Origin of the sequence: Bradyrhizobium zhengyangense (assembly GCF_022012555.1) — a bacterium.
GTDB lineage: Bacteria > Pseudomonadota > Alphaproteobacteria > Rhizobiales > Xanthobacteraceae > Bradyrhizobium > Bradyrhizobium zhengyangense.
The window spans coordinates 61,021-82,819 of sequence record NZ_JAKLTZ010000020.1; the positions used below are offsets into that span (position 1 = coordinate 61,021).

Annotated in this window: 19 protein-coding genes and 5 pseudogenes; 6 read left to right on the forward strand and 18 right to left on the reverse strand. The window is 59.6% G+C overall.

All coding sequences use genetic code 11. The features are described 5' to 3' along the window. Positions 1 to 84: 84 nt before the first annotated feature. From L6639_RS37720 to L6639_RS37730, 3 genes are all read right to left on the reverse strand, one after another. On the reverse strand, positions 85 to 1,014 hold the full coding sequence (locus tag L6639_RS37720; RefSeq protein ID WP_232995579.1) for a relaxase/mobilization nuclease domain-containing protein: 930 nt from the start codon (positions 1,012 to 1,014) through the stop codon (positions 85 to 87). A 143-nt stretch (positions 1,015 to 1,157) separates the two neighbouring features. Further along, positions 1,158 to 1,676 carry a plasmid mobilization protein gene (locus L6639_RS43600; RefSeq protein ID WP_128929583.1) on the reverse strand — a complete coding sequence of 173 codons (519 nt, stop codon included), beginning with the start codon at positions 1,674 to 1,676 and terminating at the stop codon, positions 1,158 to 1,160. 424 nt (positions 1,677 to 2,100) lie between these two features. Next, entirely contained in the window at positions 2,101 to 2,262 is a 162-nt protein-coding gene (locus tag L6639_RS37730) for a hypothetical protein (RefSeq protein WP_232995580.1), read from the reverse strand. Positions 2,263 to 2,596: 334 nt separating this feature from the next. On the opposite strand from L6639_RS37730, the pseudogene L6639_RS37735 reads away from it, so the two are divergent. After that, positions 2,597 to 3,292, forward strand: a pseudogene (locus L6639_RS37735) (IS91 family transposase); the annotation flags it as partial. A 113-nt stretch (positions 3,293 to 3,405) separates the two neighbouring features. Here L6639_RS37735 and noeE read toward each other — a convergent pair. Then, positions 3,406 to 4,611, reverse strand: coding sequence for a nodulation protein NoeE (gene noeE / locus L6639_RS37740; RefSeq protein WP_276575773.1), 1,206 nt, complete (start codon positions 4,609 to 4,611; stop codon positions 3,406 to 3,408). A gap of 898 nt (positions 4,612 to 5,509) precedes the next feature. Between noeE and L6639_RS37745 the strand changes: the two are divergent. Further along, a pseudogene (locus L6639_RS37745) lies at positions 5,510 to 5,730 on the forward strand (helix-turn-helix transcriptional regulator); the annotation flags it as partial. A 200-nt stretch (positions 5,731 to 5,930) separates the two neighbouring features. On the opposite strand, the gene L6639_RS37750 reads toward L6639_RS37745, so the two are convergent. The 10 genes from L6639_RS37750 to L6639_RS37795 form a co-directional block, all read right to left on the reverse strand. Further along, a complete protein-coding gene (locus L6639_RS37750) occupies positions 5,931 to 6,914 on the reverse strand; it encodes a hypothetical protein (protein WP_128929584.1) in 984 nt (327 codons plus the stop codon). A 245-nt stretch (positions 6,915 to 7,159) separates the two neighbouring features. Further along, positions 7,160 to 7,585: a WGR domain-containing protein gene (locus L6639_RS37755; RefSeq protein ID WP_371746380.1), complete on the reverse strand. Its 426-nt coding sequence runs from the start codon at positions 7,583 to 7,585 to the stop codon at positions 7,160 to 7,162. Positions 7,586 to 7,620: 35 nt separating this feature from the next. Beyond that, positions 7,621 to 7,986: a hypothetical protein gene (locus L6639_RS37760; RefSeq protein ID WP_128929585.1), complete on the reverse strand. Its 366-nt coding sequence runs from the start codon at positions 7,984 to 7,986 to the stop codon at positions 7,621 to 7,623. A gap of 83 nt (positions 7,987 to 8,069) precedes the next feature. Continuing rightward, a complete protein-coding gene (locus L6639_RS37765) occupies positions 8,070 to 8,744 on the reverse strand; it encodes a hypothetical protein (RefSeq protein WP_128929586.1) in 675 nt (224 codons plus the stop codon). Between the two features lie 123 nt (positions 8,745 to 8,867). Beyond that, on the reverse strand, positions 8,868 to 9,422 hold the full coding sequence (locus L6639_RS37770; protein WP_128929587.1) for a 3'-5' exonuclease: 555 nt from the start codon (positions 9,420 to 9,422) through the stop codon (positions 8,868 to 8,870). Continuing rightward, the gene (locus tag L6639_RS37775; RefSeq protein WP_128929588.1) at positions 9,419 to 10,585 is read right to left on the reverse strand and encodes a hypothetical protein; all 1,167 of its coding nucleotides are present in this window, start codon (positions 10,583 to 10,585) and stop codon (positions 9,419 to 9,421) included. The genes L6639_RS37770 and L6639_RS37775 overlap by 4 nt, the downstream gene beginning before the upstream one ends. Further along, positions 10,585 to 11,481 (reverse strand): AAA family ATPase, encoded by an 897-nt coding sequence (locus tag L6639_RS37780; protein WP_128929589.1) that lies wholly within the window; start codon positions 11,479 to 11,481, stop codon positions 10,585 to 10,587. The genes L6639_RS37775 and L6639_RS37780 overlap by 1 nt, the downstream gene beginning before the upstream one ends. Next, positions 11,478 to 11,978 (reverse strand): HORMA-1 domain-containing protein, encoded by a 501-nt coding sequence (locus tag L6639_RS37785; RefSeq protein ID WP_128929590.1) that lies wholly within the window; start codon positions 11,976 to 11,978, stop codon positions 11,478 to 11,480. The genes L6639_RS37780 and L6639_RS37785 overlap by 4 nt, the downstream gene beginning before the upstream one ends. Before the next feature lie 2 nt (positions 11,979 to 11,980). Then, on the reverse strand, positions 11,981 to 12,739 hold the full coding sequence (locus L6639_RS37790; protein WP_308421698.1) for a CBASS oligonucleotide cyclase: 759 nt from the start codon (positions 12,737 to 12,739) through the stop codon (positions 11,981 to 11,983). After that, a complete protein-coding gene (locus L6639_RS37795; protein ID WP_232995582.1) occupies positions 12,651 to 12,920 on the reverse strand; it encodes a hypothetical protein in 270 nt (89 codons plus the stop codon). The genes L6639_RS37790 and L6639_RS37795 overlap by 89 nt, the downstream gene beginning before the upstream one ends. Before the next feature lie 212 nt (positions 12,921 to 13,132). Between L6639_RS37795 and L6639_RS37800 the strand changes: the two genes are divergently transcribed. Beyond that, the gene (locus L6639_RS37800) at positions 13,133 to 14,197 is read left to right on the forward strand and encodes an XRE family transcriptional regulator (RefSeq protein ID WP_128929591.1); all 1,065 of its coding nucleotides are present in this window, start codon (positions 13,133 to 13,135) and stop codon (positions 14,195 to 14,197) included. A 262-nt stretch (positions 14,198 to 14,459) separates the two neighbouring features. Further along, the gene (locus L6639_RS43750; RefSeq protein WP_476727269.1) at positions 14,460 to 14,693 is read left to right on the forward strand and encodes a hypothetical protein; all 234 of its coding nucleotides are present in this window, start codon (positions 14,460 to 14,462) and stop codon (positions 14,691 to 14,693) included. 1,300 nt (positions 14,694 to 15,993) lie between these two features. Here L6639_RS43750 and L6639_RS37805 read toward each other — a convergent pair. Then, positions 15,994 to 16,914, reverse strand: a complete 921-nt coding sequence (locus L6639_RS37805; protein ID WP_128929592.1) for a nucleotidyl transferase AbiEii/AbiGii toxin family protein — start codon at positions 16,912 to 16,914, stop codon at positions 15,994 to 15,996. Further along, positions 16,901 to 17,698, reverse strand: a complete 798-nt coding sequence (locus L6639_RS37810; RefSeq protein ID WP_128929593.1) for a type IV toxin-antitoxin system AbiEi family antitoxin — start codon at positions 17,696 to 17,698, stop codon at positions 16,901 to 16,903. The genes L6639_RS37805 and L6639_RS37810 overlap by 14 nt, the downstream gene beginning before the upstream one ends. A gap of 315 nt (positions 17,699 to 18,013) precedes the next feature. Between L6639_RS37810 and L6639_RS37815 the strand changes: the two are divergent. After that, positions 18,014 to 19,289 (forward strand): annotated as a pseudogene (locus L6639_RS37815) (DUF2130 domain-containing protein). A 416-nt stretch (positions 19,290 to 19,705) separates the two neighbouring features. On the opposite strand, the pseudogene L6639_RS37820 reads toward L6639_RS37815, so the two are convergent. Next, positions 19,706 to 21,028 (reverse strand): annotated as a pseudogene (locus tag L6639_RS37820) (AAA family ATPase). An 11-nt stretch (positions 21,029 to 21,039) separates the two neighbouring features. Between L6639_RS37820 and L6639_RS37825 the strand changes: the two are divergent. Further along, positions 21,040 to 21,382, forward strand: a pseudogene (locus tag L6639_RS37825) (transposase); the annotation flags it as partial. Here the strand turns inward: L6639_RS37825 and L6639_RS37830 are convergent. After that, entirely contained in the window at positions 21,292 to 21,687 is a 396-nt protein-coding gene (locus tag L6639_RS37830; protein WP_164935606.1) for an AAA family ATPase, read from the reverse strand. The pseudogene L6639_RS37825 and the gene L6639_RS37830 overlap by 91 nt on opposite strands. Between the last annotated feature and the right edge of the window lie 112 nt (positions 21,688 to 21,799).

Sequence of the window (21,799 nt, forward strand, 5' to 3'; positions counted from 1 at the left end):
TTCGCGCGCTCGAGGAACATGACAAGCCGCCAGTGCACATCTACGTGCCAACCGATGAAACGGTTGGCGGAGCGCGCGGGCGCCTTACCTCGTCCGCTCATCGTCTCGCTTGTGACCGCGCAACTCGGCATCGATTCCCTGCTCTGCCTTGCGGCGACGGCTATTGGTGAGCTCCGAAAGCTCATTCTTTAGTGCATGCCGCCGGGTTTCAACGGCGGGCATGTCGTTCACGAATTGCCTAACCTGGCGCGCGAGCGCGTGATCTGCCGCCGCTCCAGAATGCTGCAGCTCGGCTGCGTAATCGAGATATCGCCGCCGGATCGCATCCTGACGTGACTTGATCTGCTCGTCCCAAGGACGTTTTGCAGTCGTGCCGCCCCTCACCTCCGAAAGCACCTCTTTCCGGGCGAGCCGGTCGACATCAGGTACGATTTTTCGCTTGCGCATAGCGAGCACCGCCCCGCGATCGGCCTTTTGAACTCGCCCGCGGGTTCGCCGCGGCGTTGCCTCGGCCGCTATCCCGCGAAGCCGGAGTTCGCCAGCAAATCGCTCCCGCCAAGCCTGCAGATCTGCCTTCCGAGGGTTGAGACGCTTGCCGTCGTGGCCCAGGGACCGGACGGTCAAGTGCACGTGGGGATGTTTGTCGTCGAGGTGCTGGACGAAGACATAGTCATGATTGTCCCCGAACGTTTCGATGGCAAATGCCCGGGCTGAATCCTTGACGGCGACGGCATCGGTGCCAGCCGGCATCGACAGAATGATGTTGATCGAAAGCGACCCATCACGGCGGCGCTTGTCGTCAAGGCCGGCATCATCCTCCCAGCGTTGCTGTAGGTCTTTCAATCCGGAACGACCGGCCAGACTCGCGCCCTGCTCTGTTTCCGCATCGAGCTCGCCGTTTCGCGTGATATACGCAAGGTGCGACTTGAGATGCGCCACGTCCTTGGTGCGGCCGGTGATCTTGACCATCACCTCTGGCGCTCGGCGCACGATCCGTTCGAGCTTCGCGCGCATAGCCGGCGTCAGGCGACTAGGAACCGCCGGATCGGGGATATCCCACTCGGCCCGCCGCGGGCGCCGATTGGGCGTTTCCCAAACATATGAGATCGGCGGAAGCTCGGAGGCCAGGTCTGCCGGCCGCGGCTTATGGCGCCGACTCATCGCCGCCCATCCCAATAATCCGCGTTGCCGTGCAGCGCATTGCGTAGTTGCGCGAGCTCTTTTTCGATGACCAACTGGGCCTCTTGAATTGCGGACAGATCGGGCTCGACCGCCCTGCCCTGCAGCACACTGGCGTTCGCTGCGCGCGCGATCTGATTGATGTTGCCGCCGATCTGGTTGAGCTCGCGAACAATCGCGCGGAGCGCCTCGTGCTCGCCTGGAGAATGCTGCACCGGTGATCCCAACCGCGAGCGCACCAATGCAACGATCCAGCCGGTTCGGGTCATGCCGCGCTGATGTGACACTTCCGCGAGCTGCCGCATCTCGCTCTCGCGAAATCGCACCGTCACCTTCTCCGGTCGCCCGACAGGCAGCACGGAGATGCGCGGCACTGGTTCAGCAAGTGCCTCAGCAATGAGACGCCGCAAGAGCGCGGATTTGCCGCCCTGGGTCGCTGCCAAAGCTGAGAACTCCGCAGCGACTTCGTCAGAGACGCGAAGCGAGATCAGAGCCATGCACTCCAATCCCAATCGCGATCTAATACATCGCTGGCGCGAAGCCTATCCTGCACTAGAAAAAGCGAATCCTTCCACTCCCTCCGTGTTGGTTCGAACCAACAGGCTCGGCATTCAAAGCTCGGGATTTGCTGCAGGTGAGATCCAACCCAGCCGACGATCGATGCGCAGAATTCCTCCGGGAATGGCGCCGCCGTCAGCCCCGGTGCTCTTATTCCACGAACGCCGCGCGTGGAGACCGGCAACATTGGCACCGGGTATGTGGACCGCGGCTTACCAGCAGCCTCCGGCCTCTCTACGGCGCTGTGGGGGGCGCGTTCGGCCTCCGGCTGCTGCGCTAACGCGCCATCCTTCGGATGGGAAATCCGCTCCGCCGGCATGCCAAGCGCAGCGGTCTTTCTGAGGAGACAGTCGAAGGCCAGCTTCATGCGAAAATGATCTCTTCGATGGTGATGGTCGATGCCGGCACCTCTTCCACTTCTTCTGCGCCATCGACCAACAGCACGGCATGGCGTGAGCCTTGAGACGCGAGCCGATCGACGAGAAGACAGCCCGCGCGATCTTGGTGGCGCACTCTGATCGTCACTGACGAACTCATTCGCTCATTTCGATGGACGGAAGACCTGGAGCTCTTCTCCGCGGCCGCCGTTACACGGTCTCTCTCTATGGGTCGCAATGCTACTTGCGGTGCGATCGGGCCTCGCGCCGATTGAGCTCCAGCGGCACCTTCGCTATCAGCATGGGAGCCCCCAACTCCGCTACGAATTTTGCGAGCCAGCTGGCGGGCGTGGGCGTCGGTGAAGCTCTCCTGTGCTGCACATATGGTCTCGACGGCGTTGGGCTGCTCACGCCAAGCCTGGTAGAGTTCATACACTGCACGGATTGACGAGCCCGCAAGCTTCGACCGGAGAAATTCCGGCATACCAGGCGGCGGGATCGCTCCTGATGGAAGCTGGGTTCATTGTCGCCCCGGCTTCTTCCTTCCCGTTCGCGTGCTATCACGATTGCATCGTCGGCTATTCCTGGAGCGCCTGCAGGCGGCGTTCGATGGCACCAAGCTCCAGTTGTTCGGCCATCTCGCGCACCTCGTCGAGCCAGCGGCATTCGCCCGCCATCTAAACGCCCTCCGCAAGGTCGAGTGGGTCGTCTACGCCAAGCGTCCCTTCGGCGGACCAGAACAGGTTCTGACTTATCTCGGGCGCTACACTCATCGCGTTGCGATCGCCAACGGCCGGCTTCTTACCTGTGAGCAGGGCCACGTCCGCTTCCGGTGGAAAGATTATCGCGCCGGGAACAAATCCAAAGTAATGACGCTCGACACTGAGGAGTTCCTTCGTCACTTTCTGCTTCACATATTGCCGAAGGGGTTCCGCCGCATCCGTCATTTTGGTTTCCTGGCGAACGCCTGCCGCGCCGCCAAACTCGCGCGCATCCGAGCGGCACTTGAAGCCCCGCAGCCACCTCCGCCTGCCGAAGCTGTCGACTATCGTGAGCGCTGCGCCATCCTCCTTGGTCACCGCCTCGACGTGTGCCCCATCTGCGGAGGCCGCATGGTCGAGATTGGGCCTGCGCCGCGTGCGCCGCCGCGACGCGCACCTCGCTGCGATACATCATGACCGACTACCTCGACTTATTCGCTCCCACTGCACGTCAAGCGACGCAGCAGCGCGCGCGGGAGGGACCTGTGGGCCGGTGGGGCGATCGGGCGCGCGGTGGTCACGCGTTTGTCCTATCGTCGGCCCGCCGGCGCAAGCTGTCGCCTCACCTCCGAGGACACGACCGCCGTGAGCTCCTCGTTCAACTGCGCCGCGATTGAATTTGCCACCCGCAGATTCTCTTCCTTCTTAGTGGCGGCCAGACGTTGCGCTTGCTGAAACACTGAGGCTGCGAAAGCAACCGCGGCGTGTTCCTCCGCTTGCCCACCACTATTATTGAGTTCGGCGGGGAGCTCGAACGATCCTCCCGTCTTGCCGTCCAGAAAATCCCAGCAGGTCCGAAATAAGTGGCGATAGCCTTGGGTTGCTTCCGGCCCCCTATCGACGACGCCGGCTTGCTTTGCGTACTGAAAATCCCGCTCATAACCGAGCTCTGTCAAGAGCTTCGCCCCAACCAGGTCGGTCACGACTTGCATCTCTTCGATGCTCAAGTCAGTTTGCCAAGCCTCCACTGAGCGGTCATCGACGGCCTTTCGCTCCAGGATCTTGCGATCTCCGAAAGTGCTGGAGCGGAGATAGTCCGTCTGCCCCCCCGGCGCCGATCCCGTCTCGGTCGGAGTGTAACCGAGGCCGGCAAGCACGCGCCGAATTTCGTCATCGGGGTGCGCCACAAGGGTCTCATAGTGGACCACCTGCGTCTGAGGTCGACTGCGGTATGCTGCTAGCGCAGGCAGGCCCAGGACAAGATCTGCGAGAGAAGATGCGATCGCGGGCGTGGGCTGGCCCAACGCGATATCGGCGAGACACGATGCGATGGCGGGCGGGGAACTTGCGGCCAGCAGAGGGACGCCCCATGTCGTCTTCAGTGATGCGGCGATGGCGTAGGGGTTACGCATGAGAACGAGACGCGGTGCTTCCGGATAAAGGGAATCCAAAAAGTCGAGCACCGTCCAATAGCGCGGCGTCTTGTCTATGAGAGTGCGTTTGCCTGCAGCAGCTAAATACTGGCAATAAGCTGCATCGGAAAAAGCGCGGGTAACGATCATCCGATCTATTCGCCCCAAGAACTGCGAGGTTGCGCTTTGAACCAATGATGCGCCGGCTGGGTGGCGGTGGTCGACTTTACCGAAGGCCTCAAGTGCCAACATGAGCCACGGTTCAGGCGGAGCCAAAATATCCGGGTGCCGCTGCAGCAAATGCGCTAGCAGCGTCGTCCCCGAGCGGGGAAGACCGAGCAAAAAGCACACCGCAGGCGCATGGCTTACATCGCGGTTCATCATTCAACAGCCTATCTTGGACAGACCGAGCGTCCGTCTTAAAACCTTCGTCCGGTAGAAAGAGACAACACCAGCAATGGCAATCCAGATAGGGTCAACCATCCCTATCCTCAGATGACGTGACATCCGCGAGGATGACATCATGCCGCGACAACATTCGATGGCCCTTGTGGCAGCTTTGGCTTGTTCGCTGCATGAGCGCCTACTGCGCGCTTCGGATGGACGCGCGCCATCTCCGATTGGCAATGCGTACGTAGATTGCCCGTTGTTCAGGTTTGTTGCAGATAGACCGTAACTCTCATCGATCCCATTCGTAGCGGAAATGGAAGACGACCCTATCCCTGTTTCGCATGATCTGGGTGCCATGAATTCAATCCATTTAGCCAGCCACAGCACCGCACCTGAGATCGGCTGCGCCCAGCTCCTTTCGGGGCCGGAGCCTCCAAGCATCGCCCCGCCGCGCGGAGCTAAGCCATATTGAGACCATCAGAAAAGCTATACCGTGGTTTATCGGAAATAAGCGGCAAAGCGACCGCGGAAGCCCGTCGCTTCGAGCCGCCACGATGCCATTCCCTCGCCAGCCAAAGAAGACGGTAGCTCATCTCGATGTCTAAGTGCGCCATCTGAACCCAATATCCGCCATTCGTAGGATCGGCAAAACTCAATAGTTTTGATGGAGCACATCCATACCGTGGATTGATGGCTTAACCGGCCAACGGCCTCTGCATCCAAAGAGACACGGCCGTGCTCTGCCTGTCATCTCGCAAGGAACAGAGCAGGGGTGCCGAAATCATTCCCGCATCTTCGGCATCCCCTTAAGCGCTCTTCTACTCCACACCATCATGCTCGTCGGCACGCGATCAGCCGCGCGAGCCCTCCAGAAGAGCAGGGAGCATCTCAAATGCCAGACCACCGCCGGCTGCCGCCGCGATACTTGCGGAGCCCCGAAGCGGCACGCTTTCTCGGCCTGTCCGCCGAACTTTGGAAAAGCATCGCACATACGGTACGGGGCCGACTTATCGCAAGCTCGGTGGGCTCGAAAACCTCGAAGCCTTGGTGGACCGCGGAGCCAAGAAATCGACCAGCGATCCCGGCACAGGAACGGTCTTGCTCGCAAAGCGGCAAATACCGCATTCCTTATGTGTCGCGCGCCATGGAAAACTGCCCCCCATATTGCCTCAGATGACAATGTTACCGAAGTCACCCTGGTGTCTTCTGGATCGACTGCCGCGAGTCGGAGCAAGCCGCTCGCGAAGCTCGCCCCCCAGAGCGCCGTAGCGAGCGAGCGGCTTGCGGTGCTTCAGCGAAAGAACCTGTCAGGATTAAATACGAAGGCGCGAAGCTTGGACCGATAGTGTGATCTCTGTGTTGCTGATGAGCTGTCGAGCGGCCTTTGATCGCCAATTCTTCACCAATCGCTGCACCGTGCGCCGCTGATGGCCGCTGAACCGACCGGGCGCATGCGCTTCCAGCAGGGAGAGAAGATCGACCGCAGACAAGTGCGGAGCTGCGGCGAGCCATTCCTCGATGATGGGAATGTATGGGTCGAGCATCGATGGCCGACGTGGCACAGGCTTGCGCCGCACATAGCGACGCCGATGAATGCCTCGCTGCTCACCCTGTTTCCAACCATCGCCGAGCTCTCGGGCAAAGGCCGCCAAATCACTGTGCCCCTGCGCGACAGTCATCGCTGACTTTCCAGCCCGTTGATCGACACGCTTACCCAACTCATTCTGAGCGTCCCGCATCTGTGCCAGCAATGCCACAGGATCAAGCGTCCGGTAAATCTCCCGCAGCCGACCTTTGAATGCCTCATTGAGCCTCGGGTGGACCAATGCTTTTTCGTACGGCGTAGCGGGAGGAAGATAGCACTTGATCATCTTGGCACCTTCGCGGTGCTTCTCCTTCAGCTTAAACGAGGGCTGGAAGAAATTGATGTATAGCCGGGCCGCCGCAAACAGGCGAACCAATGAACGGGCGGCATCAATGCCTTCAAACCGCCCGTAGCCCACCAGGCGGCGAACGATAGCTCCGTTCTTTTGTTCAACGAATGCCTGATCGTTCTTCTTGTAGGCCCTGGAACGAGTGACTTCGACATCGTGAGAACGGCACCACGACACGACCGTGTCGTTCATGAAGGCGCTGTCGTTGTCAAAATCGAGCCCCCGAACGGGCCAGGGAAATAGGTTCTGCGCGCTCGAGAGCTTCGACCACAAGAGCTGCTTCACGCACAACAAGCGGAAAGCATTCGGTCCACCCGCTGATCTGATCTCGCGCTTTGCGCGCATGCTGATCTTCCCTGCCATACCTGCCACCGAACTGATTCGGCAGCTCCGCCCCAGACACGGCAGAGAAGTTGTCCGGTAACATTTTTAGTGAGGCAATGCGGGGGGTCAGTTCCGGATGGCGGGAGCCGGTGACCATGTCGAATGACACATGCTCTGCTTGTGGGCAACAGCGCGGTCGACTCGATCTGTTTCACTCATTCCCGGCGATCTGGCGCCGCACGGATCCACGCCTCGCTTGAATAGCAACTGATGGAGCATTTCTATTATGGAGTTCGGTTGATCTCTCCTACTGAAACCATGACACTATTTAAATTCGCATAATTAATTATGGAATACTTTCGCAATTCTTGGAATATGGTCGAGTATGATCTCGGATTACTTTGATATACTTCCACTGACATTTTGTCCAGATCAGCCGACTTGTGGCGTGTCGCACGCCGGCTCCGAGCCCGGAAAGTGCCGCTGGACGTAACCGCGACGGGCGTTGCGCCTGAGCCAGGACTCAAGAGCCTCGACGGCTTGAACAGATCGAGTCGCCGTCGACCGCGCCCACCGAGACGGCCCCATTCGCGCACCAATGCCGTATCGCCAAAGAGCGTCGGCTCAATCGTGAGCACATAGAACCGCGCCATGTTACGGGCCGGATCGCGACGCTCGAGCACGAGATATTGCACGGTGAGTTCGGACATGCGCCAGAATCGCAGCCGCCGAATCGACCGTCCAATTAAATAAATGAATCGATCAGCGCCAACGATTCAAAAATTTCATGCTGACAACGAGACAGGTCGCGGCGAGGCTCGCGATGGGCGACTGAGCTGAGGCGCGCTCCGGCCTCGCTGGGTGGCAGCGTCTCCCCTGGAGAAGCCGTCTGAACAAGTTGCCATCGCATGGCCGCCAGGTAAATGGAGGGTTTCCTCCTCCGACCCCATGCGTTGCGCAAGACTTTCTCGACTTGCGCGACGAGCTTCGCCCTGTGCTCGGCAGGCAGTTTGTCCAGATTGATCTGCTTCCAGCGTATAGCCGGCAGGTCCGCCGCGCCAGGGACGCCCAGCAGGCTCCAATCCGGCTCGCCGCGCTTGAGGTCCGCCATCACGGCGAATGCGCAGGAGACATCGATATATTCTTCTCAACGGCTGCCTTCTCTGGATCCCAAACTAGAATCCAACACTGACCTTATCGGAATGCTTTGCGAGCTACCTTTTCAAGGTCTGCGGCCGCACTTGACGACCAGCCGTTCCGCTGAGCCCATCGGCGGACCTCAACTGGATCAAACGAATGCCCTTCCTGACGCAGCTGCGCGATTGTGCGCTCTGCGTGTTTCTTGTCTGAGGGATGATTGAGACCCGTACCCAAATTGACGGCTTGGGTCAGGCTCTGCAGCGCCTCCTCCACGGGCTCGGGCAAACTAACGGTCGGTGCCGGTGCAGTAGTGGCTCCTACGATCTGAGCTCCCCATGTCGCTCGCCAGTTTTTGCCGTCGGTATCGTTCCAAGGAAGGTAGACGATCGCTTGCGCGCCGATCGCATCGTCCAGCTTGTTCATGTCTTTGTCCGAGATGTGGCCGCCGATCAGCAGCCCATCTGACCAACTCCCCCGGGAGGTCTGCGCACTTTCCAACTTCATCTGAACGCCCTGCGCCACCAGAACGGGTTGCCCCTTGACGAGCGCCTTTACGACGTTCGGTCCGAGGAATTCGGCCACGATGGTCCGATCGAAGCCGCCCTTCTGCGGCACCACCAACGTCACGCTGGAGATATTCCTTTCCTTGCAAATTTCGAGGACGCTCTTGAAAGCGAGCCGGACCTGGTCCGGCGACCGCTCAACGACATATCGCGCGACTGATGCCACCTATTGTTCCCCTTTAATAGAAAAGCGACCGATCAAACGTAGTTGCTTTGCAAAAAGTTGCATCGCGAATGCGAGTGGTCCTTCGACAATGAGCGAGCGTCGCTTCATGTCTCCCGCCATGCTCTACCGATTTCCCAAGAGCTTGGTTCGAATGAGACTGAATAACTCGGCCTGATACTGCGCATCATGCAGGGCCTGATGATCGCCCTTCAACCGAGGCGACAGGCGCTCCGTCATTTTGCTCGATCGCGTATCGGCCCAATCGCACCCCGTCGCACCCATGAAAAGCGCCTTGATGTCCAAAGCCGTGAACCCGAATGGATTATCGCCCGTGAACCGATGGAAATAATAATTTACGAATGACCAATCGAACGGCGCGTTGAGCCCGACGAAGACGACCGAGCCGTCTTTTTCAACAAGCGCGTCGAGCCACTGCGCGAAGGCCCGCATCGCCTCCGCCGGTTCGAGCCCGTTCTTGGCAAGCTCATCCAGCGACAGGCCGGAAACCTGCAGGGCTTTCGGATCGGCATTGCGATTGATCGGCTTCAATTCGCAGGAGAAGGTCTTTGCCGGATCGTTGACAACGCAGGCGCCGATCGACAGAAGGCTGTACTCACCGGGGATCGGCCCGGCGGTTTCAACGTCGACTGAGACGAACACTTCGGTTTTACGCCTCATGAGATCAATGGCTCCGCCGGCACGAGCGAGGGTCGCGTGCGGATCGCCTGCCAATGTTCGCGGAAGGCGCGCCGGCGATCCTCGGCCGCGCCGCTGTTCTTCCAATGCAGGCCAGAGAGCGTGGTGATGTCAAACGGCAGGTCCGAGCCCTCACGCGCCGTCACCATAGTAGGCAGCCCGCGACCCAGAGCATATCCCAGCTCGAGGAAACAATTCGATCGTCCGCCGGTAATGTCGGCGATCACGACGGCGCTGCGGTGCAACTTGGCGAAGATTTCCTGATCGATACGGGCATGGTCGTGGGCTTGCCGGCCGTCGATGACGACGAGCCGGTAGCCAAGCTCGTTCTCGATCACCGGCTGCACGACGGTGTCGAAAAAGTCCTGCACGTCGGCATAGTCCGGCAGCGCCGGATTCAGCAGCCGCACCGCGAAGGCCTTTGGTCTTTCCAGGGACTCGAGCAGGTCGACGAGGACCGCGACGCGATCGGGGATGGACTGGCGCGGCGGAAACCGGATCTTGTTGAGCCAGTCATGGGCGTCGCCGTCATCCGCAACCTGGAACAGGCGGCGGGTTTGGCTGCTAGTCAATCCGAAGCTGTAGAGCCGGCGAGCGCCCGCCGTTTCCGGCGACACGGGAAGATTGAGGGGAATGATCGGCTTTCCGGCATCGTGGTAGAGATTTGCGAGGTAGAGGACCCCTTCCGTCCCCCCGAGCGCGACAAGAATATCGCCGAAGCGGGCCTGGGCTTCCATGCGCTTGCTGGCCATGTTCCAGTGCGCGGCGTTCTCGATCTTGACCATTGGCGAGCTGCGCAGCTCGTCCCATAGGTCGGCATACTCAGCCGGGACCTGATCTTCGCTCTTGTGGTGCTGCACGGCGACCGCGAGCGGGCCCGGAACATTCGCCGGGCGTGACGCGAGGCTCTCCCTGAGCGTCTTCCAGATCAGCCAGTCGAAGCAGATCGGAAGCCCGTCGGATTTGCGCAGAGGTTCAGCGTCGACAGGCACGACGAAATTCGCACCGCGACGGGCCAATTCCTTGACCAGCGCAGCAACGAGCTCGCGGGCCTGATTGACGTCGGCGGTCGAGGCGATGGCAAGGTCTTCGACGATGCTGCCGGCAATGTGGATGCGCCGGCCGAACAGAGGGGAGCGCGCCATCAGCGATCCTCCATCACCGGCGACGCGGTGATCGCCGCGGCGGCGAGCTTGAGTTGATCGAAGCGCAGTGGCCCGCTCGGGAAGGCCTTTGCCAGCGCGGCCGGATAGAGCCTCGTCCTGATATCCGAATAGGTCCAGGACGGCTTGCCTGCCCGCGCTCCGGTGGCTTCGACGAGCTGCGATAGCTGAATGGGCGTCAGAGACAACCCGGCCAGATCCATCGTGAGCAATTGGCGGCGCTCGTCGTCCGTTGGACGGCGGAACTCCTCGATGATGGCGGCGCGGCGGCACAAGGCAGGATCCAGGACCGACAGCCGGTTGGTGCACAGGATCACCACGATCCGGCCGCCGTACTGGCGCAGGTCATCGACGCCCTGAATGAGCGTGTTCACCGCTACCTTGTCTTCGTGGTGGCTGTGCTCCTGGGCGCGCGAGGCGGCGAGGCTGTCGCCTTCGTCGATGATCAGGACCGCGCGGCGGTGCTTGCCGGCCGATTGAATGACCTTCTTGAAGGCTTCCGCGATCAATGTTCCCATCTCGCCGACCATGCCGCTGCCGCGGACGCGGTTACTCAGCTTGAACAGGATCGAATCTTCGCTTCTGGCCTCGATTACCAACTTGTTGGCGATGCACTCCGCTGTTGCGGTCTTGCCGGTGCCGACATCGCCGTGAAAGATCACCAGCGGATACTGCTCGGCGACGAGATCGCAGATCGGAAGGCTCTTGCCGTGATTCTTGTGGCTCCAGCCCGCCAGCTCGCGGACATTCAGCAGCAGACGAAGCTGATCGTGGACCCGCGCATATCGGGTATCGAACCCCAGAAGGGTCTTCTCGCGTTTGGCCAGCGTATCGCTGGGCAGCGGCGTCTCGCTGTCGAAGATGCTGGGTTGACTCACGAGGCCCAATCCTTGCGCTGCATGCCATAGGCATTGCTGACATAGTTGCGGCCGCCAGCCGACGAGAGAGCGGCATGGCTGGTATCGTCGTAGCAGGTCACCCAACCGATCTTAAGCTTACCTTTCGTGGCTTCGCGTGCGGCACTGGTGTAGTCGTCGGTGTAGCTCAGCACGACACGAAGCTTGGCCCCTGCGACCTTCGGCCAAAGAACGCCGCCGGGCCGGCTCGTAGACAGCGAGCCGGCGTCGGTATCGACTTCGAACCTGACGGCCTTGATCTCGACCCCACTGCTGATCAGCGTGACGTCGACCCATTTGAGGTAGCCGTCCTTGGCCAGGACCTCGATGTCATGGGCGTAGTTGCGAGCCTCCTCCGGAGTCCAGCAGCCGGTGCTGTCCGCGATCATCACGAGATCGGCGTTGACGCGCCGAACGACGTTCTCGATGTCGACGTAGGTGTAGGTCGCGCTCGCGCTTCTGACCTGGGTCATGCTCATCTTCAGTCCTCCGTCTTGAATCGAGGGCCGAAGATCTCCTTCCAGACCTCATTGTCGTTCTCGGCCGATGCAAAATTGGACGTCTCCCAGGCCTCCTGGGCGGCGGCGACGATCTGTTTCCGCTCGTCCTCGGAAATCCGGCTGGTCACGTTGTTGAGGCTGTAGACCGGATCGAGAATGACCACCGGATCGCAGAACGTCGTGAATGGCGCGACATTCTCGGGAAACTTGATCTCTTCCTTCAACTGCGACTGCGCGACGTAGAGGAGGAAATTGCGAAAGCGCTGTTCGATGCTTGCACCGTTGCCCTGCTTGGCGAGGACATGCGCCATGATCAGCTCGATGGCGAAGGACTTCAGCGGCTTCAGTTCCGCCTGGTTGCGCCACTTCTTGGCCATGCGCACCAAGGTGCGGAAATCCGCGTCCTGGTCCTTGCGATCGCGGACGAACTTGATCTGGCAAGGCGCGCAGGTCTGCGTCTTCGTGCCGTCGTGAATGTCGAACTGCCAACCGTAGCCGGCGCGGTTCTCGTCTTCGATGACCGGCACGATATCAACGCTGAGGCCCGTGCCCACGAAGGTGACGGTCGCCGCCTTGCGCTGGATCTCAAAATCCTCGACCGACTTGTTCGGATACTGCTTGATCAGCAGCGCGTAGATCGTGTCGTTCAGGCTATCCAGCGTCTCCTTGCTGACGTCTCGGCCAGAAATGTAAAAAACGACATCGACATCGACCGGATCGACAGCGGTCTTCCGCAGAATCGTGTATTTGGCGAAGGCCGGCCTTCACGACCTTAGTGATCTTGATCTCGGTCTTGTCGCGAACGGTCTTGCGGAGTTCATCGATCAAGCGATCGACCTGCTCGTGGTATTCCTTGCGCTTGTCGGCAGGCAGGCGCAGCACGTTGCTGTCGTAGTACCGCAGTTGAGTATTGTTCAACATCGCTGCTCGATTCCTGCTGGTCGGTTTCGCCGGCGGCTGGCGCAAAAGTACGCCACAGTGGAACTTGTCCGACCCAGACCGGTTTACAAATCCGGGACAATGGAGCGGTATGCGGGCCATATAGGCTCAATTTTCCGCGCATCAAGGGTTTTTGGTTTACAAATTTGTGCCCATATCGTACTTCTGTAAACTGAGACGCAAAGGAGGCCCAGATGATCGGACACAAGCTTAAGGTCGCACGGTCGGCCTCGGGCCTGTCGTTGCGTGGCCTCGCTGACGCCATGGATGGCATCGTATCGGCCCAAGCCATTGGCAAATATGAGAGAAACGAGGATATGCCGAGCTCGCGGGTGCTGATCGCCTTGGCGGCGACGCTCCACGTGACGGAGGATTACCTGCTCAGCGAGGACGAACTTGCCCTTGAGGGCGTCGAGTTCCGCAAGAAGGCGGGCACGTCGTTCCGGGAAGAAGCCGCCCTCGAAGCCCGCGCGATTCACATGCTGGAGCGCTATCTCGCGATCGAGGACCTGCTCCAGATGCGCAGCATCGATTGGGAGCAGCCACGCAGCGCACCACATCCGGTGGCCGATGTCCGGGACGCCGAAGATGCGGCTCGCTCTGTCCGCGAAGACTGGGGTTTGGGAAACGATCCCATCCCGCAGCTCGCCGAGCTTCTGGAGGAGCGCGGGATCAAGATCCTGTCGCTCGATCTCGACGATATCGACGGGCTTGCCGCCAAGGTGCGACGCAAGGACCGCAACGCTGCGCGAGTAATCGTCATCAAGCAAAGCACGTGGTCGGAGCGGAAGCGCTTCAATCTCGCCCATGAGCTCGGTCATATGGTGCTGGCCCCATCCCCCGGCGTCGATGAGGAAAAGGCGGCGCATCGGTTTGCCGGCGCCTTCCTGATGCCGGCCGACGTCCTTCGGGCCGAAGTTGGGGTCAGCCGATCGTCGATCAGTCTTGGCGAGCTGGTCGCGCTCAAGAAGCGTTTTGGCGTCAGCATCCAGGCCATCGCCTATCGCTGCAAGGATCTCGGCATCATCAGCCAGTCCGCTTTTGGCCGGCTGTTCAAGATCTTCGCGGAACGGGGATGGCGGACGGCGCCCTATGAAGAGCCAGGCCGGATGAAGCCTGAACTCGAGGAGCCGAAGCGCTTCGAGAGGCTTTGCTATCGTGCGCTGGCCGAACGAGTCATCGGCGAAGCCCGGGCCGCTGAACTGCTGGGAATAACGGTTCGCGAACTGGACGCTCGTCTGGATCAAGTTGCGGCGTAAGCACCTTGGCGGTCCTCGTTTCCGATACCTCGGTTTTGATCGATCTGGAGCGAGGCGCCTTGCTCGAGGACCTGTTTCGTCTCCCTTTTGAGTTTGCGGTCCCCGACCTGCTCTTTGTTCGAGAGCTGGCCGGGGACCTGGGCGATCGCCTTACTGCGCTCGGCCTACGGGTCGAAGAGCTGTCCCCGGCAGAATTGACCCGCGCGACGACAGTCCGCGGCAACGCGCTCATCTCTCCACGCCGGACACGTTCGCGTTTGCCATCGCGGAGGCCCGCCAATGGACGCTTCTGACCGGCGACGGAGGGCTGCGCGAGTTGGCGACCTCGGTCGGGCTGCAAATGCACGGCGTGCTATGGATTTTCGACCAGCTCGCCGACGGCAACCACTGCGAACTGAGCCGACTGCACGCGGGTTTAACTGCCATTTCCAGGCATCCTCGCTGCCGGCTTCCAACGACGGAAGTTCGGCGACGACTGACCCGGTTCGGCGCGTGAACGATCCACCACGCCCCCCCCCCGAAGACGACCGCGAAAGCGCCGAGCTCACGCCAGAGGTCGTATCCATACCCCCTGCCCGCCGGGACGGTCTCTGGACCATCGAAACCGGCGGCGCAAAGTCAATAGGCGCAAAATCCCTCGACGCTCGGCCTAGGTCCCGAGGAGGTTGGACCATTCTCCTTCATCAAGAGGAAGAAGTTTCATTTTGCCATCAAGCCCGACATGCAACTCAGACCAAGGGCTGCTGTCGCCCTGGCGCGCCAGCTGTCGACGAGGGAGTTTTAGGTCGATGGCGCGATAGACTCTCGCACTTCAATGCTAACGAAGGGCAACATCGTTCCTGGCGAACGCGAACCTCATAGGCGGCTCGCCGCTTTCTATCGGTCGTAGTGTTTGCCGCCGGTGCTGATTTGATAAAGGGTCGCCGAATAAGGAAGACGCAGGAGAATGGGACCTTCCTTCGTGACCTTGCCGAGGACGGCAGCCTGGCACAGGAGGCTGACACCACCCATTGTTCGGTCGCAAAAGGCGTCCGCGCTGTCGATAAAGTTCAGCTTTGTAAGGCGAGCTATGACGACGGTCCGCCCCTCGGGTAACGCGCCAATAGGCTGGACAACAAAGATGGTGATGAACTGCGCGCCAATGATGAGCGCTAGAAGGAGCGCACCAATACCGAGTCAGGCTTTCACCCTCCCCTCCGTCTACCTTGAATAATCTATTTCGGCATACTCGGCGCCGACCCGGGTCGCCATGATCAGGCTTCTCACCCGAGGTGGCGAATCCGGCTTGCAACATCGACGCGCGTTCAGCGGATAGGCGCATCGCGCGCCTTTTCTCGAGCAAGCTACGATCGGCAAAGACGATGTGGGCAAATCTCGCCAAGCCTGCCTCGCGCATCTTCTTGCCGCCAGAGGCGGTGATAAAGACGAGAACGATATTGCGGTTCATGCCCTCAATGCGCAAATCCGACAAACACAACAGCGAGCATTTCTGAGCGTCTGCTGTTGGAATAGGTGGTAGCCATTTTGGCGGCCGCGTGTCGTATGGTGGAGACCATCATACCTCTAGCCACGGCGGGACTTACATCGGCGGCTCGGGCTCTTCTCATAAAGGCGGCTCCTACCGAAATCCAAGCACCGGAAACGTGTACGGCACGCATAGGTAGGCGCGTCCACTGTTCGATAGGCGGCTGAGCTGAAGCCCGCAAGCTCTGGGCTCGCTGGGTGGCGGGCGTACCCCAAAAATTCTCTCAACAAGTTGCTACGAGCGTGCTCGACTGAGATCCCCTCCTCCGACCTCAGGCATTGCGCAAGACCTTCTCGAGCTGCGCGACGAGCGTCGCCCTGTGCTCGGCAGGAAGCTTGTCCAGATTGATCTGCTTCCAGCGCACCGCCGGCAGGTCCGCTGCGTCAGGGACGCCTAGCAGGTTCCAATCCGGCTCGCCGCGCTTGAATCCCATGAGGAAGTCCTTGCGAGCTTGCCGCATTTTTCCCGCGATTTCGGCGATCAGCGTTTCCCGGGTTTTGAGCAACTCGTCCAGGGTCACTTCATCGGCGGTCATGCCCTCAAAGCCGTGCGTGAATTCGTGCTGGATGTCCTTGCGACGAGGAACCACGACCTCGGAGATCGGCCGGTCATGGCTGATGAGGTAGACAATGAACGCTTTGCGGAGATCGTCCGTGATGCCTTCGTTGGCGAGCAGATCGCGGACATCGAAGAGGTCGCGCGGATGCTGCCGGTCGAGCGCCGCGACAAGCTTGCCGGCGTATAGATCGGCGAACGAAACGACTTTCATCTGCGCGAAGCCGAACGTCTCTTCGACGCTCGGCGACACGTCGCGCAGCTCCGGCTCGAAGACGCAGCCCCTGATCACCGGCGTGATCTCGATCTTGATCTGCGCGTCGCCTTTCTGGACGGTCAGCTTGGTGACGATCTTTTCACGGGGATTGACGACTTCCGTCAGCCGCGCGCCCGGCAATCCTTTCCTTATGGCCTCTGTCATGCGCTTCATCGCCGCATCTATCGCCGCAAGAGATTCGGGACGCGGAGCCACCGGCAGATATGTCAGGTCGATATCGACCGATAGGCGCGGCATATCTCGGTGGAAGAGATTGATGGCGGTGCCACCCTTGAGCGCAAAATCGGGCTCCGCCGCGACGAACGGGATCGTCTCGATCAACAAGGCCACTTGATGCCGATATTTTTCAGACAGGGGCATTGAGGTCGTCTGGGATGGTTATGAGGTATTTGGTGTCGAGTTTGCCGCCCTTGACGAGCATGCGCTTTCCCGTGCCGAGATTGACTTTCGACTTGTCGATCTGTTTGAGCCAAGCGTGCTGATGTCGCTCCGCGAACCAGAAAAACAATCGTTTGACCTTGACGCTTTTGCAGTCGTTCAGAAGCATTTGCAGCCGCCGGGGGCTCAGGCTCCTCAAGCCTTCCGCCAGTGCATCGACGTGATGGAAGCTTTCGTGGCGGGGCAATTCGTCGAGCAGTTCGAGAAACGCGCGTTCGGGCGTCGATACCGTGAGAGGCCAGTCGAATGGTCCCGGTATTTCCCGCGTTGTCCCCGACTCTGATGTGGGCAGGCTCCCGTGCGTTTTGAACAGGCTTTGCGTGCGGTGAACGCGGAATTTCTGTTTGAGCGGAAGTTTGCCGAGCCAGCCGGGAGCAGACCGCGTTCCGTATAGATGTATGGTCGAAGGACCCGTCTGGCTCAGGTAGTGGCCGAAGCCTTGCACTTCGATGGCGGTGCGTCCGCCAACGACGAAGTCGGAGCCGAGCAATCGCTGGAGTGACACGACGGCGCCCTGCCAGGAGAGTTCACCGAGCGGGCGCTTGAAGGTTCCCCGCGCCGGCTGAACGAGCCAGCCGGCCGATACGTATTGGCTGCGCAAGCTGGTGGAATATCCATGTCGTTCCATCCAGGCGGCATCGACCAGAAGTCCCTGCGGAAGGGTCCTTTCGAGCCTGTTTAGCTTTCTGTCCTTTTGCTCAGCCATACTAAGTAAACTAGCGCATATTCAAACTATATCCAAGGTTTAAGTTCTATCCATTTCCCATGGCCAGACTAAGTAAAATCGTCGTCATACAAACTCACCTCGGGATCCAAAGTTGACGCGCGTTCCTATTTTGTTCTATTCTGGACTACATTCGTGCGAGGCTGCTCGTGCACGCGTTCGGGTAGATCGACGTGTCGGTGGAAAACCCGCCGGCCAAGGTCGAAATCGACGACGCGTATGTGGACATGAAGTCGAGCGACATCGCAATCACGCACAGATCATGTTGAATCCGGTTGCAACGATGATGGGGAATTCATGAGTTTCAAAGCAACCGGCGCTTCGCACGAGGCGACCCTACATTGCCCCAACTGCAATCACGAGATCCGTCTGACGGAGTCATTGGCCGCTCCCCTCCTCGCTGAAACCCGTCAGCGCTTTCAACAGCAGCTGGCCAGCAAAGATGCAGAGATGGAGCGTAAGACAGAGGCACTGCGGCTGGAACGCGAGCAGGTCGCTAAGGACCGCGAGCAAATCGAGGATCACGTTGCGAAGCGATTGACCGCCGAACGTGCCCAGTTGGTCGCGGCCGAAAGCAAGAAGGCGCGAGAGGCGGCCGCCGCCGAGCTGCAGGCGAAGGAAGCGGAAGCTGCGGAGCTGCGAGCCAACCTGCTTACCAACAACGCAAAGCTTGCCGAGGCCCAAAAACAGCAAGCCGAACTGATGCGACAGCAGCGCGCACTCGAAGAGGAAAAGCGCGAACTCGACCTGACAATAGAGAAGCGCGTGCAGGCCTCAATCAGCGAAATCCAGATCAAGGCCAGGCACGAAGCCGACGAGGCTGCGCGCTTGCGCGTTGCCGAGAAAGACCAGACCATCGAGTCGATGACGCGCACGATCGAGGAACTTAAGCGAAAGGCCGAGCAGGGATCACAGCAATCCCAAGGGGAAGTGCTCGAACTCGAGCTCGAAGATCTTCTGCGCGGACGCTTTCCGACAGATTCGATTGAGCCGGTGGGAAAAGGTGAGCTCGGGGCGGACGTAATTCAGCAAGTAAATGGTGCTATCGGCCAATCTGCCGGCATCATCCTTTGGGAAACTAAACGCACCAAGGCATGGAGTGACGTGTGGCTCGCCAAATTACGTGACGACCAGCGCCGTTCCGGCGCCGACGTCGCTCTGATCATCTCCCACGCGCTGCCGAAACAAATCGAGCAATTTGACCTCGTCGACGGCGTATGGGTGGCTCATCCGCGTTGCGCATTGCCGGTCGCCGTGGCGCTCCGCCAGGGTCTGATCGACGTGAGCAGCTCACGCCTCGTTCAGCAGGGCCAGCAGACCAAGATGGAGCAGGTCTATCACTACCTGACAGGCACGAAGTTTCGACAGCGGGTCGAAGCTGTCGTTGAGAAATTCAACGATATGCGCGAGGATCTCGACAAGGAGCGCAAGTTTATGGGCCGGCCAATGGGCCAAGCGGGAAACCCAAATCCTGGCCGTCATCGATTCGACCGTGGGCATGGTCGGCGACCTGCAGGCAATTGCCGGCAAGGCCATGCCGGAGATTCCCAGCCTAGATGCTCCGCTGTTGTAGAACGCTGTCGAGGCCGAACGGAAAACTGGGTGATCCGTCCCCTACCCTCTTTGCGCTGCATCCAGCGATTGGGCTCGATCGCCATTGATGGCGAATACTAAAGCGGAAAACGATCAGCTGTTGCGACGATAGATAAAGGTGACCGGCTTCAAACGGTCGTTCTCTGGCTTCCACGGACGCTGCAAGTCGATCTTTCCCCCTGATTTCTTGCGTCGGCCCAAGGTGATACCGTGAAGGACAAACAGCACGCAGTCGTGCAGTGGATTCTGCGCGTGCCCTTACTTCGTTCGCCGTCAGCACGATCTGCTCACCAGCCGTCGTGGTCTAGTCGGCCAGGCAACAAGGTCCTTGCCTCCGAACTGGACCACTTTAGCATAGCTGTGTTCTTTGCGCCGGGTTGGAACTGCGACAAGGGTTCATCGGCATAGTCGTTGCAGCCCAGCCAGATGGGTAGGGTCTACGGCCTCCATCATCGCGATCAAGGCCGCCGTGGCAGCCTTACTCTCCTCCAGCGTCATAGAGGAAAACCCGATTAGGTCATCGATGTTATCGGAGTGCGATTCCAGTTGCACGAGACGTTCCAGCGCGGCCAGGCGCTCGCCGTCGAGCGTAGCATGATCTTTTCGCAACTGGCCCATCTTCGAAGCGAAACCTGCACTTCCCGGGCACCGGAACGCTAAGAAAACGTCGAGCACTCGCCGAAGTACATTCGGCATCATGTAGGCGTATTCGTAGTCTGGATCTGCGCTGGCGTTGAACTTCAGGACGTGATCCACCAAGTAGTGGTATTCAGACTCATCCTCACGGAGCAGCTTTGACATCTCAACAATAGCTGTTGAGCGTCCGTCCAGCCCTTTTGGAATTTTGACATCTAAAAACAGGAGGCTTGCCGTAGGCGGGGTCGCTTCGTTGCGAGGTTTGTGGAAACCCTTCCAGGCTTTCTTGAACTCGTTCATGCAGTTTTGGTTGTGTGTCAAAACGAACACCTGAGCTGCATTCCCAAGCCGACTTAAAAGAAGGGAACACGCTTAGTTCAACGCTCTGCTGTCCAGGCTAGAAATCGGATCATCCACGACGAGGATACGGTCCTTGATCGAACGCCCTTCAGCCTCAAGCCTTGAAAGGAAATAGCAGAGTGCGATCGCCGTCTTCTCCCCTTCGCTAGGACTGCTGTCTATCGGCCTACCGCGACGGTGGATTTCATAGCCTTTTTCTACGCTTGCAATAGAAAGTTCCTTGTGGCCAAGGTAGGCCTCGATCAAGCGATTGATTTTCTCCGCAGCCTGACCGTGCTCTTTGATCCGAGATCGCAAGTCCGTGGCTTGCTCTTGAAGTTGATTGTAACTGAGCGTCCTAGCATCAACGTCCGTTTTGGCTTCGCTCACCGCGTCGCACGCGTTCTGAAACTCCTGGGATTTGTCAGCCAAATGGTGGCGCCTCAGAGCAAGACGGGCTTCATCCTGCCGTTGGGTGAATTGCGCGAAGGTCTCGTTGTGCTGCTTGATGGCAGCGTTGAGCGTGCCCACCCAGGCGTTTACCAAGCCCAACGTCACGGCGATCGTCTCGTCGTCGTTCCACGCCAGTTCCCGTAGCGCAATTGTCGGTCGGGCTAACTTTGCGTCGATGGCGGCAACCGCCGGACTGAGAACTGTCTCGACCGCTTCTAGCAGGCTGCTGAAAAAGTCGTTTCGTGAGGCGGCTGGAGTGTGATTCTGTGCATGCGGTTGATTCCTTTCGATTGAGGAACGGGATGCGCGGCGAAGATGAGCATGCGGAACGCCTTTTTAGCTACGTGCGGCTGGAGACCCGGATCCCGGCGGACCATCCGCTGCGAGCGATCCGGGAACTCGTTGATGCGGCGCTGAAGGATTTGTCGCGGTCGTTTGATCGGCTGTATGCCCGCGAAGGACGGCCATCGATCCCTCCGGAGCGGCTGTTGCGAGCGCTGTTGCTGCAGGCGTTCTACACGGTGCGGTCGGAACGGCATGATGGAGCAGCTTGACTACAACCTGCTGTTTCGCTGGTTCGTCGGCTTGTCTGCGGACGATTCGGTGTGGGACGCGACCGTGTTCTGCAAGAACCGCGATCGGCTTCCCTGCCGCAGCTCTGTTGAGACTGTACGAGCATGCGCACGCTTGAAGTTTGCTAGCTGTTGCTCCTTTGCGCGAAAGAGCGCTTCTGCCGCGATCTTGCGTTCGTTGGCAACCGGTAGCGCTGCCTCCTTCTTTGCAAGCTCGGCGGCTAACTCGGCCTGTTCTCGGCCGATGTAGAAGACGGGTTTGGCCCGACCAGCCGACCATTGCAGATTCAGGTCGATGAAATCTTCATTGAAGACTGCAAGGCGATTGCTCAAGCTATTGCCCGCACCCGCCTTTACCGTCGTTCCTTCGCTTGTCACAAACTCGAACTCGCAACCAGCGGGTACCCGCAGCTATACCCGCTACATGCGTGTCGCTAAGCTGAAGTCGGTCTGATCAGTCGGAGACCGACACTGCTTCAACTGTTCGACA

Bases quoted from the DNA above. Each gene is read 5' to 3' on its own strand.
- L6639_RS37750 (WP_128929584.1), bottom strand. From the start codon at position 6,914: ATGGCAGGGAAGATCAGCATGCGCGCAAAGCGCGAGATCAGATCAGCG.
- L6639_RS37805 (WP_128929592.1), bottom strand. From the start codon at position 16,914: ATGCCCCTGTCTGAAAAATATCGGCATCAAGTGGCCTTGTTGATCGAG.
- L6639_RS37800 (WP_128929591.1), top strand. From the start codon at position 13,133: ATGATCGGACACAAGCTTAAGGTCGCACGGTCGGCCTCGGGCCTGTCG.
- L6639_RS37770 (WP_128929587.1), bottom strand. From the start codon at position 9,422: ATGAGGCGTAAAACCGAAGTGTTCGTCTCAGTCGACGTTGAAACCGCC.
- L6639_RS37755 (WP_371746380.1), bottom strand. From the start codon at position 7,585: ATGTCCGAACTCACCGTGCAATATCTCGTGCTCGAGCGTCGCGATCCG.
- L6639_RS37720 (WP_232995579.1), bottom strand. From the start codon at position 1,014: ATGCGCGCGAAGCTCGAACGGATCGTGCGCCGAGCGCCAGAGGTGATG.
- L6639_RS37785 (WP_128929590.1), bottom strand. From the start codon at position 11,978: ATGAGCATGACCCAGGTCAGAAGCGCGAGCGCGACCTACACCTACGTC.
- L6639_RS37810 (WP_128929593.1), bottom strand. From the start codon at position 17,698: ATGGCTGAGCAAAAGGACAGAAAGCTAAACAGGCTCGAAAGGACCCTT.
- L6639_RS37775 (WP_128929588.1), bottom strand. From the start codon at position 10,585: ATGGCGCGCTCCCCTCTGTTCGGCCGGCGCATCCACATTGCCGGCAGC.
- L6639_RS37760 (WP_128929585.1), bottom strand. From the start codon at position 7,986: ATGGCGGACCTCAAGCGCGGCGAGCCGGATTGGAGCCTGCTGGGCGTC.
- L6639_RS37795 (WP_232995582.1), bottom strand. From the start codon at position 12,920: ATGTTGAACAATACTCAACTGCGGTACTACGACAGCAACGTGCTGCGC.
- noeE (WP_276575773.1), bottom strand. From the start codon at position 4,611: ATGATGAACCGCGATGTAAGCCATGCGCCTGCGGTGTGCTTTTTGCTC.
- L6639_RS43600 (WP_128929583.1), bottom strand. From the start codon at position 1,676: ATGGCTCTGATCTCGCTTCGCGTCTCTGACGAAGTCGCTGCGGAGTTC.